13 protein-coding genes and 1 other annotated feature are annotated in these 16,405 nt (G+C 40.0%); of the genes, 11 read left to right on the top strand and 2 right to left on the bottom strand.

The annotated features are described in order from the left end of the window. Positions 1-17 precede the first annotated feature (17 nt). Positions 18-506 carry a LiaI-LiaF-like domain-containing protein gene (locus QNH48_RS23530; RefSeq protein ID WP_283955870.1) on the bottom strand — a complete coding sequence of 163 codons (489 nt, stop codon included), beginning with the start codon at positions 504-506 and terminating at the stop codon, positions 18-20. A gap of 266 nt (positions 507-772) precedes the next feature. Here QNH48_RS23530 and hemA point away from each other — a divergent pair, with 266 nt between their 5' ends. From hemA to ysxE, 8 genes are all read left to right on the top strand, one after another. Then, positions 773-2,113 (top strand): glutamyl-tRNA reductase, encoded by a 1,341-nt coding sequence (gene hemA / locus QNH48_RS23525; RefSeq protein WP_283952226.1) that lies wholly within the window; start codon positions 773-775, stop codon positions 2,111-2,113. 12 nt (positions 2,114-2,125) lie between these two features. Next, positions 2,126-2,959 (top strand): cytochrome C assembly family protein, encoded by an 834-nt coding sequence (locus QNH48_RS23520; RefSeq protein WP_283952225.1) that lies wholly within the window; start codon positions 2,126-2,128, stop codon positions 2,957-2,959. Positions 2,960-2,971: 12 nt separating this feature from the next. Continuing rightward, positions 2,972-3,910, top strand: a complete 939-nt coding sequence (gene hemC / locus QNH48_RS23515) for a hydroxymethylbilane synthase (RefSeq protein WP_283952224.1) — start codon at positions 2,972-2,974, stop codon at positions 3,908-3,910. After that, on the top strand, positions 3,904-4,677 hold the full coding sequence (locus QNH48_RS23510) for a uroporphyrinogen-III synthase (RefSeq protein ID WP_283952223.1): 774 nt from the start codon (positions 3,904-3,906) through the stop codon (positions 4,675-4,677). Before hemC ends, QNH48_RS23510 begins: the two co-directional genes overlap by 7 nt. Positions 4,678-4,893: 216 nt before the next feature. After that, positions 4,894-5,874, top strand: a complete 981-nt coding sequence (gene hemB, locus QNH48_RS23505; protein WP_283952222.1) for a porphobilinogen synthase — start codon at positions 4,894-4,896, stop codon at positions 5,872-5,874. Between the two features lie 26 nt (positions 5,875-5,900). Then, positions 5,901-7,187 (top strand): glutamate-1-semialdehyde 2,1-aminomutase, encoded by a 1,287-nt coding sequence (gene hemL / locus QNH48_RS23500; protein WP_283952221.1) that lies wholly within the window; start codon positions 5,901-5,903, stop codon positions 7,185-7,187. 474 nt (positions 7,188-7,661) lie between these two features. Then, the gene (spoVID, locus tag QNH48_RS23495; protein ID WP_283952220.1) at positions 7,662-8,771 is read left to right on the top strand and encodes a stage VI sporulation protein D; all 1,110 of its coding nucleotides are present in this window, start codon (positions 7,662-7,664) and stop codon (positions 8,769-8,771) included. A gap of 85 nt (positions 8,772-8,856) precedes the next feature. Beyond that, entirely contained in the window at positions 8,857-9,894 is a 1,038-nt protein-coding gene (gene ysxE / locus QNH48_RS23490) for a spore coat protein YsxE (RefSeq protein WP_283952219.1), read from the top strand. A gap of 18 nt (positions 9,895-9,912) precedes the next feature. Here ysxE and QNH48_RS23485 read toward each other — a convergent pair whose 3' ends face one another. After that, positions 9,913-10,110 carry a YszA family small membrane protein gene (locus tag QNH48_RS23485; protein WP_133367472.1) on the bottom strand — a complete coding sequence of 66 codons (198 nt, stop codon included), beginning with the start codon at positions 10,108-10,110 and terminating at the stop codon, positions 9,913-9,915. Between the two features lie 169 nt (positions 10,111-10,279). Further along, positions 10,280-10,515 (top strand) — a binding site (T-box leader). Between the two features lie 54 nt (positions 10,516-10,569). On the opposite strand from QNH48_RS23485, the gene QNH48_RS23480 reads away from it, so the two are divergent. The 3 genes from QNH48_RS23480 (at position 10,570) to QNH48_RS23470 (ending at position 16,399) form a co-directional block, all read left to right on the top strand. Next, the gene (locus QNH48_RS23480) at positions 10,570-13,215 is read left to right on the top strand and encodes a valine--tRNA ligase (protein WP_283952218.1); all 2,646 of its coding nucleotides are present in this window, start codon (positions 10,570-10,572) and stop codon (positions 13,213-13,215) included. Between the two features lie 72 nt (positions 13,216-13,287). Continuing rightward, the gene (locus tag QNH48_RS23475; RefSeq protein ID WP_283952217.1) at positions 13,288-14,610 is read left to right on the top strand and encodes a bifunctional folylpolyglutamate synthase/dihydrofolate synthase; all 1,323 of its coding nucleotides are present in this window, start codon (positions 13,288-13,290) and stop codon (positions 14,608-14,610) included. 73 nt (positions 14,611-14,683) lie between these two features. Continuing rightward, positions 14,684-16,399: a sensor domain-containing diguanylate cyclase gene (locus QNH48_RS23470; RefSeq protein ID WP_283952216.1), complete on the top strand. Its 1,716-nt coding sequence runs from the start codon at positions 14,684-14,686 to the stop codon at positions 16,397-16,399. Positions 16,400-16,405: the final 6 nt, after the last annotated feature.

Here is a 16,405-nt window from a genome sequence, read left to right as displayed (position 1 = left end):
GGCTTGCTGCCTGACGTTTATTTTTTCTTCCTAAAAAGAAAGTAGATTCCAACCAGAATAATAATGCCAGGCCAAAATTTCCACACAAAACCTAGGCCGTTTTGAAGTAATCCGAGATATTCTGAAACTTTATCGTAAAATAATAGCAATAATGCCAATACTAAAAAGAGAAAGGCTTGAAACAAACCATTATTTGTTTTTTGAAAACGAAGAAAGAAGCCAATTGAAATAAACAATACAAGCATCCCTATGGTGTTGTTGGGCCAGAATAAAATCTTGCCAGCAAAATGATAATGAAGGCCGAAACCTAAAAGGATGACTCCTGGTAGAAGGGCTTCATGATCCTTTGCAGAATATCCCTGTCCTAAAAAAGCCACGCCAACGATAATAAGAAGTGTCGGCCATGAATACAATGTCTGTAGAGCCGTAAATCCAGACTGTTGCAGGAAAAGATAGGCTCCAAAGCCTATAAGAATGATTCCTGGGAAAATGCGCTGATTCTTCATTTTAACACCACTTCCAGTAAGGTATACTTGAATAACTTTCTTTTTTTTGGTACTGTACATAAGATGATATATTTATTTATTACTTAACTTTTTTCCTATTTATTAGGCTAGCCTAGCGCTAGGCGCTTCCGCTTTTTATATTAACATATAGTTTCGTTTTCTGTTCACATTTTTCGGGTAAATGTTGAAAAAACCCGTGTTATAATCAGACTAGTTAATAATGTATTAGTAGTTCTTGTATTACTTATTGGGGGTGTTGTTACAAAATGCATATTGTAGTGATAGGATTAAACTATAAAACTGCCCCTGTGGAAATCCGTGAGCGGTTGACATTTAACGAATCCGACCTAGGGGATGCGATCAAAAAATTAAACACGAAAAAAAGCATCCTAGAAAATATAATCGTATCCACTTGCAATCGTACAGAAATTTATGCGGTTGTAGATCAGTTGCATACTGGCCGCTATTATATTAAAGAATTTTTATCTGAATGGTTCGGAATTGAACAATCTGAGTTTTCACCTTTTCTATTTGTTTATGAGGAAGATGGTGCCATTGAGCATTTATTTAAGGTGGCTTGCGGTCTTCATTCCATGGTTTTAGGGGAAACTCAAATATTAGGGCAGGTTCGTACGAGCTTTATGTTAGCTCAAGAACTAGGCACAACGGGTACAGTCTTCAACCAACTATTTAAACAGGCCATTACTTTAGCGAAGCGTGGACATGCTGAAACGGATATTGGCGCAAATGCGGTCTCTGTCAGCTATGCTGCAGTGGAACTAGCAAAGAAAATCTTCGGTTCCCTTGAGAGTAAGCATGTTTTAATTTTTGGTGCAGGGAAAATGGGCGAGCTGGCAGCCCAAAATCTCCATGGTAATGGTGTTAGGAAAGTTACCGTGATTAATCGTACGTATGAAAAAGCTAAAGTTCTTGCAAACCGATTTACCGGCGAGGCTAAAACAGTTGAAGAACTACAAAAATCATTGATTGATGCAGATATCCTTATCAGCTCTACAGGTGCAAAGGATTTTGTCATTACCAAAACAATGATGGAAAAAGTCGAGAAAAAGCGTAAGGGTAAGCCATTATTTATGGTGGATATTGCCGTTCCACGTGACTTGGATCCAAGAATTGCTGAGCTTGAAAGTGTATTTTTATATGATATCGATGATTTAGAGGGAATTGTTGAGGCAAACCTTCAGGAGCGTAAGAAAGCGGCACAAGTCATTATGCTGATGATTGAAAAGGAAATCGTTGATTTCAAGCAATGGCTAGGACTATTGGGTGTTGTTCCTGTTATCTCGGCTCTTAGAGATAAGGCGCTTGCCATTCAAGCTGAAACAATGGTAAGTATTGAACGCAAGCTCCCTAATTTATCAGATCGTGATCGAAAAGTATTAAATAAACATACCAAGAGTATTATCAACCAGCTATTAAAAGATCCTATCTTACAAGCAAAAGAATTGGCTGCTCGTCCAGATGCTGATGAGGCTTTGGACTTATTTATGAAAATATTTAGGATTGAAGAGCTTGTTGAAAAACAAACGAAAGCAGCCGAAACCAAAGATGCAATGGTTCATGTACCGCAGGCTTCCTTTCAGTCATAAGAGGTACTAATTATGTTTGACTTCCATATGACGAGGCTGCAAGAATTGACAGTAGTCCTATATGCCTTCAGTGTGTTGTTATATTTTTTCGATTTCATTCACCATAACCGGAAGGCAAACCGAATCGCCTTCTGGTTACTTGCGTTTGTATGGGTTTTACAAACGATATTCTTAACTTCCTATATGTTAAAAACAGGGAGGTTTCCAGCGTTAACGATATTTGAAGGCTTATATTTTTATGCCTGGGTATTGGTAACCCTGTCGCTTGGAATAAATCGGCTGCTTAAGGTCGATTTTATCGTCTTCTTTACAAATATACTTGGCTTTATTGTTATCGCGATTCATACTTTTGCTCCGATTCAATATGATTCGCATGTCATAAGCAATCAGCTTATGTCCGAGCTCCTGCTTATACATATTACAATGGCCATTCTATCTTATGGGGCATTCTCCTTGTCCTTTGTCCTTTCACTACTCTATCTCATTCAATATGATTTGTTGAAAAGGAAAAAGTGGGGCAAAAGACTTTTGAGACTAGCAGATTTAAGCAAGCTGGAACAAACCTCTTATATTTTAGTAGTTATTGGGGTTCCTATGCTGTTATTAAGTTTAATCCTTGGCTTACAATGGGCCATTTTAAAGGTTCCAGGAATGCCATGGTACGACATGAAAATTATTGGTTCATTTCTTCTATTAACCGGATACAGCATCTATTTGTACCTGCGTATCGTTAAAAACATGTCAGGCAGACAATTAGCCCTTTGGAATGTCGGTTCTTTTTTAGTTGTATTAATTAACTTTTTCCTATTTGGACAATTATCATCATTTCATTTTTGGTATTCTTAACAGGAGGCAATCATGCGTAAAATTATCGTAGGTTCTAGACGAAGCAAATTGGCACTAACACAGACAAATTGGGTAATCGAACAGCTTAAGAAGCTCGGAGGACCTTTTGAATTTGAAGTAAAAGAAATTGTAACCAAAGGGGATAAGATTCAAGATGTAACCCTTTCAAAAGTCGGCGGAAAAGGTTTGTTTGTTAAGGAAATTGAGCAAGCCATGCTGGATAAAGAAATTGATATGGCGGTACATAGTATGAAGGACATGCCAGCTATTCTTCCAGAGGGACTTACAATCGGCTGTATTCCTTTCCGTGAGGACCACCGTGATGCCTTGATTTCAAGAGACCATGTTAAATTAAAGGATTTAAAGCCAGGTGCGATTATCGGGACGAGCAGTCTTCGCCGGAGCGCCCAGATTTTAGCGGAGCGCCCTGATTTAGAAATTAAATGGATTCGCGGAAATGTTGATACGAGATTACAAAAGCTTCAAGATGAAGAATATGACGCTATCATCCTAGCGGCAGCAGGACTTTCTCGTCTTGGCTGGACAACGGACACTGTCACTGAATTTATCGATGCAGACATTTGTGTACCTGCCGTTGGCCAAGGGGCATTATCGATTGAATGCCGTGAAGATGATAAAGAGCTTCTTGAACTGTTTGAAAAATTCACTTGTAAAAAGACAGAAAGAGCGGTTAAAGCGGAACGTGCTTTCCTTCATAAAATGGAAGGCGGCTGTCAGGTGCCGATTGCTGGATTCGCTACTGCTGCTGATAATGATGAAATTGTTCTAACCGTTTTAGTTGGTTCTCCAGAAGGCCAAGAAATCTTCAAAGAGGAAGTTAGAGGAACGAACCCAGAAGAGCTTGGTATTCAAGCAGCTGACCTATTAATCGAAAAAGGAGCTAAGGACCTGATTGATCGGGTTAAACGGGAGCTCGAAGGTCAATGCTAGAACCATTAGGTTTGTTAGACAAAAAGGTCCTTGTTCCCCGCGGAGCAGGCCAGGCAAAATCCTTTTCACAACTTGTCGAAAAGTATGGAGGGATTTCAATCGAAATCCCTCTTATTGCATTTCGCCCTATTGAACTCACTCAGCGGCTGCAAAATGCTATGAATGAGATTGATACATATGACTGGATTGTTTTTACTAGCAATGTCACTGTGGAAACTTTCTTCTCTTTTTATAAAAAGGAAGAGTATAAATCATTTCCGAGAATTGCTGTGATAGGAAAGAAAACGGAAGAGGTATTGCAGGAAAAAGGGTTAAAAGCAGAGTTTGTACCGTCGGCTTATGTGACGGAGGTATTTACAGACGAGTTTTTACCGATTGTTCCTAGTGGGTCGAAAGTACTGATTCCAAAGGGAAATCTGGCTCGAGAGTATATCTCTGCATCTCTCAGTAACCATGGCGTCCTCGTCGATGAAATCGTTATTTATGAAACTTACATGCCAGAGGATAGCAGGATGAAACTGGCTAAAGTGCTTGCTGAAGATGAAATTGATATCTTAATGTTTACTAGTCCGTCCACGGTTAATCATTTTATGAGTGTCGTGAAAGAGTACCAACTTGAGAAACATATTGAAAGATGTGTGATAAGCTGTATTGGTCCAGTTACAGAGAAAAAACTACGAGCCTTTGGATTGCCAGTCCACGTCTCACCAACAGAATACACCGTAAAAGAAATGGTAAAAAGTACAATTGAATACTTAGAAAAATGAGATTTTCTAAGTGGAGAAAAGTCTGTGCTTGTGAACTCGTTGATTGGAACGGAAGGCACGAAGACTCCTGCGGGAGTACGGAGCAGGTGAGACCCCACAGGCGCTAGCGCCGAGGAGGCTCGCCGCAACGCCCGCGGAAAGCGAAGTGCCTGGAGTGGAAATCAACAGACTATGATTACACAGCAACCTATGAAAAAAATTTGGGGGTAAAAAGAAATGGAACTTCAATTTTCACGTCATCGCCGATTACGTTCAAGTGTGAATATGCGTGCACTTGTCCGAGAAAACCACTTACGACCAGAGGATTTCATCTATCCATTATTTATTTATGAAGGTGAAAACATCCGCAGAGAAGTATCTTCTATGCCAGGTGTATTCCAAGTTTCAATGGACAATCTAAAAGCTGAAATGGATGATATCGTTGAACATGGAATTAAATCCGTTTTATTATTCGGAATACCAGCCACAAAAGACGAATGTGGTACACAAGCGTTTCATGACCACGGCATTATCCAAGTGGCCACTCGTTACATAAAAGAGCATTACCCAGAAATGATTGTTGTCGCGGATACTTGCTTGTGCGAATATACCAGCCATGGCCACTGCGGAATGGTGGAAGGCGATCAAATCTTAAATGATCCATCTCTTGAATTATTGGTAAAAACAGCAATCGCTCAAGCCGAAGCTGGTGCTGATATTATTGCTCCATCGAATATGATGGACGGCTTTGTGGCAGCCATTCGTGCAGGATTAGATGAAGCTGGTTTTAAGGAAATACCAATTATGTCTTATGCAGTTAAATATGCTTCTGCCTTTTACGGACCTTTCCGTGAGGCTGCTGAAGGTGCACCACAATTCGGTGACCGCAAAACCTATCAAATGGACCCTGCCAACCGGATGGAGGCTTTCAGAGAAGCAGAATCCGATGTAGCAGAAGGGGCAGATTTCTTAATCGTGAAACCAGGTATGCCTTACCTTGATATTGTTCGTGATGTTAAAAATAACTACAATCTTCCTGTTGTTGCCTATAACGTAAGCGGTGAATATTCGATGATTAAAGCAGCAGCAGCAAACGGCTGGATTGACGAGAAACAAACCGTTATGGAAATGTTAATCGCCTTCAAACGTGCAGGCGCAGACCTTATTATTACTTATGCTGCTAAAGACGCATGCCGCTGGTTAAAAGAAGACAAATAATTACAACTCGAAAAGAGGAACTCAAAATGCGCTCATATACAAAATCAGTAGAAGCATTTAAAGAAGCTCAGAACATGATGCCTGGCGGCGTTAACAGCCCGGTACGTGCGTTTAAATCAGTCAATATGGATCCGATTTTCATGGAAAGAGGAAAAGGTTCAAAAATCTATGATATTGATGGCAATGAGTATATTGATTACGTCTTATCTTGGGGACCTCTCATCCTTGGCCATACAAATGACAGAGTCGTTGAGGGAATTAAAAAGGTGGCTGAGCTTGGTACAAGCTACGGGGCACCGACCTTAATGGAAAATGAACTGGCTAAGCTTGTGATTGAACGTGTGCCATCGATTGAAGTGGTAAGGATGGTATCATCCGGAACAGAAGCGACTATGAGTGCGCTCCGCTTAGCACGCGGCTACACAGGCCGTAATATGATTTTAAAATTTGAAGGCTGTTACCATGGACATGGTGATTCCTTATTGATTAAAGCAGGATCTGGTGTTGCGACACTTGGATTACCAGACAGCCCTGGTGTGCCTGAAGGAGTGGCTAAGAACACGATTACAGTAGCCTATAATGACCTGGAAGGCGTTAAATACGCGTTCGAACAATTTGGTGATGATATTGCTTGTATTATCGTTGAACCGGTTGCAGGGAACATGGGACTTGTACCGCCGCTTCCTGGATTCTTAGAAGGTCTTCGTGAGATTACGACTGATAACGGAGCATTGCTGATTTTTGATGAAGTGATGACTGGTTTCCGAGTCGGTTACAATTGCGCACAAGGCTATTTCAATATCATGCCTGATATCACTTGTCTTGGAAAAGTAATTGGCGGCGGGCTGCCAGTTGGTGCTTACGGCGGGAAAGCCGAAATCATGCGTCAAATTGCTCCAGCCGGACCTATCTATCAAGCAGGAACACTTTCCGGAAATCCACTCGCGATGACTGCTGGTTATGAGACATTAAGTCAGTTAACACCAGAGCATTATGAAGAGTTCAAACGCTTGGGAGATTTACTTGAAAAAGGAATTGTAGCAGCGGCTGAAAAATACGATATTCCGGTAACCTTCAACCGTGCAGGTTCCATGATTGGTTTCTTCTTTACTAAAGAAAATGTAATTAACTATGAAACAGCAAAAACCTCTAACTTAGAATTTTTTGCTCAGTATTATCGCGAAATGGCTGAACAAGGAGTATTCCTGCCGCCATCTCAATTCGAAGGATTGTTCTTATCAACTGCTCATACAGATGAAGACATCGAAAAGACCATTAAAGCAGTAGAAATAGCTTTTTCAAAACTAAAATAACACCCTTTTCATGCACTCACCTTCAATAGGTGAGTGTTTTTTTATGGATTTGAACTATATTATGGAACATAAATTAAAAATTCTGCACTTAAAACCCGAGTTGATAAATAGACGGAAAATTTCCGCTTAATTCATAATTGTTATTAAAATTGGCTTAAATAGACGGAGAGATTCCGCCTATTGACTTGAAAAACTCGAAAATGGGAGATATTTCTTTGATTAAGCGGAAAACCTCCGCTTATTTACCCCGAAACGAGTTCCATTATGCATTTAAACGGAAAATCTCCGCCTATTTTACTTTTGCCGGTTCTCAAAACTCCGCGTGATTCCTTCCTATTCCAATTCAAAGAACCCTCCATATCTTAAACTTTTTCGCGTAGGAAGGCTTTTTTATCATATTTAAAGGCTATGGTTCATATTGTGTAAGTGACATAGTGATTTTTTGCGTAAAAGGAAACGAAAGGAGGAGTCGCTTTGTCTCAGGAGAATCAATCGTGCCTGCGATTTTCCTTGGAGGAATCTTTGTGGTTTAGAAAGGGACAGGAAGTAGCTGAACTTGTGTCGATTTCTCTAGACCCGGATATTACCATCCAGGAAAATGATCAATACGTAACCATACGTGGTTCGCTGGAATTAACAGGCGAATATAGAAATGACGAAGAAAGTGCAGTGGAAGAGGAAGACAATGTACCTAACCAGAAGTATGTGGAAAGAGTAGATCCACAGGAGGAAGGAATTTGTGAATTTTCACATCGTTTTCCAGTTGATATTACCATTCCCAACAATCGAATTCAGAGCATTTATGATATCGATGTCATTGTGGAGTCCTTCGATTACTCCATTCCGGAACGCAGCTGTCTAAAACTATCCGCAGAACTAACCATTAGCGGCTTGTATGATTCGACTCAGCAAGAAGAAGAAGTGGTTGAGAAAGAGGAAGAGTATGAAGTACTCCACCGTTATCAGGTTGAAGTTCCAAGAGTAGAAGAACCAGAAGAAATACACCAAGAAGAAAATCAATTTGAGGATACTTTCTTGTTTGAGGCTGAAGCAAGAAAGCAGCCAGAAGAGGAAAAGGTTGAAGCTTTTCCGAAATTCCCAACCTTTTCGTATCAAGAGCCAGAGGAAGATGAAGAGGAAGAGATTGAAGTAGTACCTCAGCGACCTTTAGTCTTCGAGCATGCCAGAAGTGAAGTTACTGAGCCCGTCGATGAGATGGAAGAAATCGTAGAGGAACCTCCAGCGGAACCAATTCAACAAGAAATAGAAGTCCCAGCAGAACCAAAAGAGCCAGTTCTAGAAGAGAGTTCATCGTCACCAGAAGCACCGCCGAAACAAGCGAAAAAGAAGAATACCAAGAAGAAAACCATGACACTAACGGAGTTCTTTGCCCGTAAGGAAGACAGCTCCGATCAAGCTAGATTAAAGGTGTGTATTGTTCAAAAGGGCGATACGCTCGATAGTCTTTCTGACCGTTATGACGTTTCTGTACCAAATCTGCTGCGTTACAATAATCTTGAACTCAATCAAGATGTGTATGAGGGTCAAGTATTATATGTACCTGTTGCCTTTGCAAAAAAATAATGAACCAAAAGCAGTGTGAGCGGGTTTCAAAACCTGCTCACATCCTTTTAAGGACTTTCCATGAGCGAAAGGCAGTTGAATGTCGATGAGTGATTCGAACCAGGTGGAACCACTTATACCCATATTAAATAACTATCAAGTAATGCCCTATTTCATTGAGGAACACGGCAATATTAAAAAAATCTATTCCGATAAAGGGACATTTGCATTGAAGAAAATCGTTCCAACTACGGGGACAGATTTTATTCGCCATGTCCATCTTCTTTACCAAAAGGGCTACAATCGGATTGTGCCTATTTATCCGACTATGGACGGAAGGTATGCAGTCCTCCATGATAAAAACCTATATTACTTAATGCCTTGGATGTCCAATGAAATAAAGGAAGACCGTACTCATAAACACCAGCAGCTATTTCGTGAATTAGCCAGGCTCCACACATTGTCTGCAAAAGAGATCGCTGTGAATAAAGAAGAACGGGAAGAACATTATGAGAAAACTATTGCGCTGCTCGATAAAAATCAGGAGTTTCTGGATGGGTTTATCGATGAATGTGAAAAAAAGACCTACATGTCTCCTTTTGAACTTTTGTTTTGCTTGTACTATAACGAAATAAGCCAGGCGCTTCGTTTTTCAAAAACAAAATTCGAAGAATGGTATGAAAAGACAAAGGAAGCAGAAAAAGCACGAATGGTGATTACCCATGGGAAATTATCATCCGAGCATTTCCTTTACGACGATAAGGGTTACGGTTATTTTATAAACTTTGAAAATGCCCGTTACGGCTCACCGATTCATGATCTCTTACCATACCTGTCACGTTCCTTTAATACACAGCCAACGCGTAATGATGAGGCTATCGACTGGGTATATCATTACTTTAAATTTTTTCCCTTTAAAACCGACGAAAAACTTCTTTTCTTCAGTTATTTAGCTTATCCTATTCCGATTATCCAGGTGGTCGAACGGTATTATAAAAAAGAACAGCCCAAAAATGAACTGAAATTTGTGCGAATGCTTCAGCGCAAATACTGGCATTTAAAGAATTCCGAATATGTTGTGATGCGAATGACTGAAATTGATGAACAAGCGAGGCAGGCAAAAGAAGGAGCCCAGCAGCAATAACGATTGCTTTCTGGGCTCTTAAACGATTTCAAAATAGATAGATACAGCAATTGCAATAAAAATACTTAGTAATAAGACGTCGAAGACAGTGGGTATAAACAGTGTCCGGATTAATTGAAAAATCGTAAACGGTAAAATCAGCTGCTCACATACTCTCCTGCAGGTTCGATACCAGGGAGTATAGGAGTATTTGGTGATAAACTTTCTCCGCTTCATAACATCCTTCCTCTCCAAAATGGCATTTCTTTTATGTATATTCTTACTACATAGGTAATTCTCCTAATTTCTTAACGTTTTTTTCAAAAGGGTATATAATATAAAAAAATTGGCAATCATTATTGACGTCTAGAACACTTTTTGGGTAGTATAAACTATATAATAAAAAACATAAGCATAGACAGGGAAGAGTACGATGTTCACCTGCTTAAAGAGAGGGAAGCCACTAGCTGGAAGGTTTCCTAAGCAGACACTCGGAAGGTCGCCCTAGAGCTTCTTCAGCGAACGGATTTTAATCCCACTAGTTGAAGACGGATCAAATCCGTTATCCGTTTAAGAGCCAATCATTTTCTTAATGATTGGAAAAAAGGTGGTACCGCGAAGCAAACTCCATTCGTCCTTTTATGACGAATGGGGTTTTTTGTTTGGACTTAAAAGAGAAATAAAGGAGATGGTCAAATGGAAACAAAGGAAATTACCATGCCGACGAAGTATGATCCACAGTCGATTGAGCAAGGACGATATGAGTGGTGGTTAAAAGGAAAGTTTTTTGAAGCACAGAACGATGAGGGGAAAAAGCCTTATACCATCGTTATTCCACCGCCAAACGTAACTGGGAAGCTCCATTTAGGGCATGCTTGGGATACAACATTACAGGATATCCTTACCCGGATGAAGCGAATGCAGGGCTACGATGTTCTTTGGCTTCCTGGGATGGACCACGCCGGTATCGCGACACAAGCGAAGGTAGAAGAAAAGCTCCGTAGTGAAGGCAAAAGCCGTTATGATTTAGGTCGTGAAAAGTTCGTTGAGGAAACATGGAAGTGGAAGGAAGAATACGCTTCTCATATCCGCCAGCAGTGGTCAAAGTTAGGTTTAGGATTAGATTACAGCCGTGAGCGTTTCACTTTGGATGAAGGCTTATCAGCAGCTGTACGTGAAGTGTTTGTCACTCTGTATAAAAAAGGCCTTATTTATCGCGGCGAGTACATCATCAACTGGGATCCATCTACAAAGACAGCATTATCGGACATCGAGGTTATCTACAAAGATGTTCAAGGTGCATTCTATCATATGAAATATCCGTTAGCAGACGGTTCAGGACATATTGAAGTTGCGACTACTCGTCCAGAAACCATGTTGGGTGATACAGCCGTTGCCGTTCATCCAGAGGATGAGCGCTATAAGCACCTAATTGGTAAAACGGTAATCCTTCCAATCGTTGGCCGTGAAATCCAAATTGTTGGCGATGACTATGTAGATATGGAATTCGGTTCTGGGGCGGTAAAAATTACACCAGCACATGACCCGAACGATTTCGAAATTGGCAATCGTCATAATCTAGAGCGTGTTCTTGTTATGAACGAAGATGGCTCGATGAATGATAGAGCTGGCAAGTATAAAGGCATGGATCGTTTCGAATGCCGCAAGCAAATAGTTAAAGATCTTCAAGAACAAGGTATTCTGTTCAAAATCGAAGAGCACTTGCACTCAGTTGGTCATTCAGAGCGCAGCGGGGCAGTAGTTGAGCCTTACCTTTCTACACAATGGTTTGTTAAAATGCAGCCACTTGCGAATGAAGCGATTGCCCTGCAAAATAAAGAAAATAAAGTTAACTTTGTTCCAGAGCGTTTTGAAAAAACGTACCTGCACTGGATGGAAAATATTCGTGACTGGTGTATCTCTAGACAGCTTTGGTGGGGTCATCGTATTCCTGCTTGGTATCACAAACAAACTGGTGAAGTATTTGTTGGTCACGAAGCACCTGCAGATAGTGAAAATTGGGAACAGGATAAGGACGTATTGGATACGTGGTTTAGTTCAGCACTATGGCCGTTTTCAACAATGGGCTGGCCAAATGTTGAGGCTGAGGACTTCAAGCGTTTCTTCACAACAGATGTACTCGTAACTGGTTATGATATCATCTTCTTCTGGGTATCCCGGATGATTTTCCAAAGTCTAGAATTTACAGGTGAACGACCATTTAAGGATGTTCTTATCCATGGTTTGGTTCGCGATGAACAAGGTCGTAAAATGAGTAAATCGCTAGGTAACGGTGTTGACCCAATGGATGTCATCGATAAATACGGTGCGGATGCCTTACGGTACTTCCTATCCACAGGAAGCTCGCCTGGTCAGGATTTACGCTTTAGCTTTGAAAAAGTTGAATCCACTTGGAACTTTGCTAATAAGATTTGGAATGCCTCACGTTTTGCCTTAATGAATATGGATGGCATGACCTATGAAGAAATCGATTTTAGCGGAGAAAAGTCTGTTGCAGATAAATGGATCCTAACGCAATTAAATGAAACCATTGAAACAGTTACAAAGCTTTCTGAGCGGTATGAATTCGGAGAAGCGGGCCGTGCATTATACAACTTTATCTGGGATGATTTCTGTGATTGGTATATTGAGATGGCAAAGCTTCCATTATATGGTGACGATGAAGCTGCAAAGAAAACCACTCGTTCGATTCTTGCACATGTTCTCGACCAGACGATGCGTTTGTTACATCCATTCATGCCGTTCATTACCGAGGAAATCTGGCAGAACCTTCCACATAATGGTGAATCGATTACAACCGCTAAGTGGCCAGAGGTAAATCCAGGTTATTCAGATGAAACAGCGGCACAAGAAATGAAGATGTTAATGGAAATGATTCGTTCGGTTCGAAACATCCGTGCTGAAGTTAACACACCAATGAGCAAGAAAATAAAAATGCTTGTTAAAGCGAAGGATGATACCATTCTTAACGCAATTGAAAAGAATCGTGCCTATATCGAAAAATTCTGTAACCCAGAAGAATTACAAATTGGAATTAATCTTGAAACACCTGAAAAGGCTATGACAGCTGTGATCACTGGGTTGGAAATCATTCTTCCACTAGAAGGATTGATTAACATTGATGAAGAGATTGCCCGCCTTACAAAGGAATATGATAAATTTACAAAAGAAGTAGAAAGAGTTGAAAAGAAACTCAACAACCCAGGCTTTATGAAAAAGGCCCCTGAAAGTGTTGTTGCTGAAGAGCGTGCAAAAGAAAAAGATTATCGCGAGAAAAGGGCGTTAGTGGAAGCACGTTTAAATGAGCTAAAAGGTTTATAATAAGATAAGTAAGTTAAGACGAGTCCTGCTCTAGGATTCGTCTTCTTTTAGAAAATGATAAGGGGTGTCAGGATGTTTACGACTTATAGTGAAGCCCTTGACTGGATTCATGCAAGATTAAGGCTCGGTATTAAACCAGGCCTTGCCCGTATGGAATGGATGATGGAGAAACTGGGCCATCCAGAATTGAAAATGAAAACTGTTCATATTGGCGGTACAAATGGCAAAGGTTCAACTGTAACCTTTCTCCGTTCGATTCTTGAAGCGGGTGGTTACTCCGTTGGTACATTTACCTCACCATACATTGAACAATTCAATGAGCGGATTTCAGTAAATGGGAAGCCAATCAGTGATGCAGAAATATTGGAATTGACCAATGTAATTGCACCTCTTGCAAATGAATTAGAAGAAACCGAGCTTGGCGGACCAACAGAGTTTGAAGTTATCACTGCAATGTCTTTCTATTATTTTGCGAATGTAAATCAGGTGGACATTGTCATATATGAAGTGGGCTTAGGAGGAAGGTTTGATTCAACCAATATTATTCAACCAATTGCTTCTGTCATAACAAATATTGGACTTGATCATACAAATATCTTAGGACATTCCTATGAGGAAATTGCTTTTGAAAAAGCAGGGATAATAAAAGAAGGAATTCCTACTTTTACTGCTGTTAAAAACACAAATGCACTTAAAGTAATAGAAGAACAGGCTGAAATAAGGCATGCACCGCTCTATAGGCTGAATCAGGAGATCACCATTACTTCTCACAGCCCGCAAGCAAGTGGCGAGGTATTTACATTAAAGTATGGCAATCTGACATTAGAACAATTAGAAATCAGCATGATTGGCAAGCATCAAACAGAGAATGCTTCATTAGCAGTTATGGCTGCTCAGTCTATCAATCATCATGAAGAATTCACAATCTCTGAGTTCGCTATTAGGACTGGCTTAAAGAAAGCTTATTGGCCAGGAAGGTTTGAAGTCTTATCACATAATCCACTTGTTATTATTGACGGCGCACATAATGACGAGGGTATTTCGGCACTTGTCCATGAACTATCTAATCGCTATTCTAACTATAATATTCATATTGTATTTGCAGCATTAAAGGATAAAAAGCTGGACCATATGATTGCTCAATTGGACCAGGCTTCGGATGAAATCTCCTTTGTATCGTTCGATTTTCCTCGTGCAGCTGAAGCCATTGATTTGTATTCATTAAGTCAGTCGAAAAATAAGGTAATCGGTGAGAATTGGAGTTCCCATCTCGGCAAATGTATCCAAAGCCTTCAGCAGGATTCCATGCTGGTTGTTACGGGTTCTTTATACTTTATTTCCGAGGCGAAGCCATACTTAAGTGAATTTTTGAAAAATAATATTGTTTCTCTATGACATGGTAAAGGATTTTTGATAAAATAAATACATCTTGATTTCAAAATAAACATAATACTGGAGGGGGAGAGGAATGGAAGTTGAAGCAAAAAAGAAAAAAGCTATATTTCTTATCTGGATTTTGCTGGTTCCAGCAGGAATGTGGTTTACTTTTATAACATATCCTCCCCAATTCTCTGGTCAATGGTTAGATATAATCGCCTTTTTGATTTTGACATCAGTTGTTGCTGCCATGCCAATGGTTATCAATAACACCCCCATTTTTTTAATTCAGTGGGTGTCTCTTGCATCATTTTTATCCTTTGGATTATTTATTGAAATGGTTTTTGCGCAAGTAGCAGTGATTGTGTTACTTCTTAAATTAAGAATCCAAAAGGATCAATTCTTTAGAATACCATTGAACTTAAATATGTTCTTTCTTGTTTCCCTGGTAAGTGGTATGGTCTATTATTCCTTCGGAGGAGAAACGGGTCCTAACTTATTAAATGATCCACGTTCCCTGTGGCTGGCAGCGCTATATGGTGTCGTAAATTACTTTTTAAATCAAATTATCATCTCATTTTACCTTTATTTGATTTATAAAAGTAAGGAGTCTTATTTCGGTAAGGATTTCATTGTTGAAACCATAACAACAGTTATTACTCTTCCACTCGGTTTTGTACTGTACATGTTCTATTACCAAGTTGGACTTTTGCCTCTTTTGTTAGTAGGAGTTCCGTTTGTCAGTTTATCTATCATCTTTAAGTTATATTATTCTAGTGAAAAAATTAATGAACATTTGCAAAAGGCAGCAGAAATTGGTCATCAAATGGCTGAGCGCCTTGAGGTCAACGCAGTTATTGATTTGTTCATACAAAAACTAAGCGAAATGCTCCCAGTCGACTATGCCTATATCTTTGAAGTCATTAATGAGGACGGGCTCCAATTGAAACGACGAATAGAAGGCGGCCATGCGGAGGCAAGTGAAATGCCAATAATAAAAGAAAATGAAGGCATTTGCGGGTTAGTTTGGAAAAAAAATAAAGGCTTGTTATATTCTACAAGGAAAGAATGGAAGCCGCTAGCAAAAGGGTATATCCCAGCGGATGTAGAGAGTGTTTTAGCTGTTCCCATTGTACGAAGTAAAAAAGTGATTGGTGTACTTTTGCTTGCTTCAAAGCGAAAGAGAGCTTATGAAAAATCCCAACTTATGATTGTTGATATTCTTTGCTCTTATTTTGCTGTGGCAATGGATAATGCTAAGCATTATGAGGTTGCAAAAGCCCAGAGTGAACGCTGTGCTCTAACGAAATTATATAATTATCGTTACTTTGAAAAAATATTGACTGAGGAATTCGAGAAGTTAGTTCAATTAGAAAGATCTAAGTTATCACTCATTATCTTGGATATCGATCATTTTAAAACTGTAAATGACACATATGGCCATCAAAGTGGAAACGAAATCCTTTGCGAACTTGCTAGTAGACTTGATAATTTAGTTGGACAACGCGGCACCGTAGCCCGATATGGGGGAGAAGAATTCGTCGTCTTACTGCCAGATATGAATAAAGACGATGCCTATCAACTGGCTGAGATGATAAGACAAGCGATTGCCAATTGGCCATTCATCTTACAACAATCGCTAGATTTAAGGCAGCAACAAGTAAAAGTAACTGCTTCTATTGGTATTGCAACGGCTCCTGAAGAGGCGGAAGATCCACTGGCGTTGATGCGACATGCGGACCGGGCATTGTATGTTGGTGCGAAGAGGGCTGGTAGGAATCGGGTGGCGGAGTATTCAACTTGTTAAAAATAA

This window comes from Neobacillus sp. YX16 (assembly GCF_030123505.1).
GTDB lineage: Bacteria > Bacillota > Bacilli > Bacillales > Cytobacillaceae > Neobacillus.
Note: the sequence above shows the minus strand (reverse complement) of the source record. Positions and strands in the feature narration are given on the sequence as shown.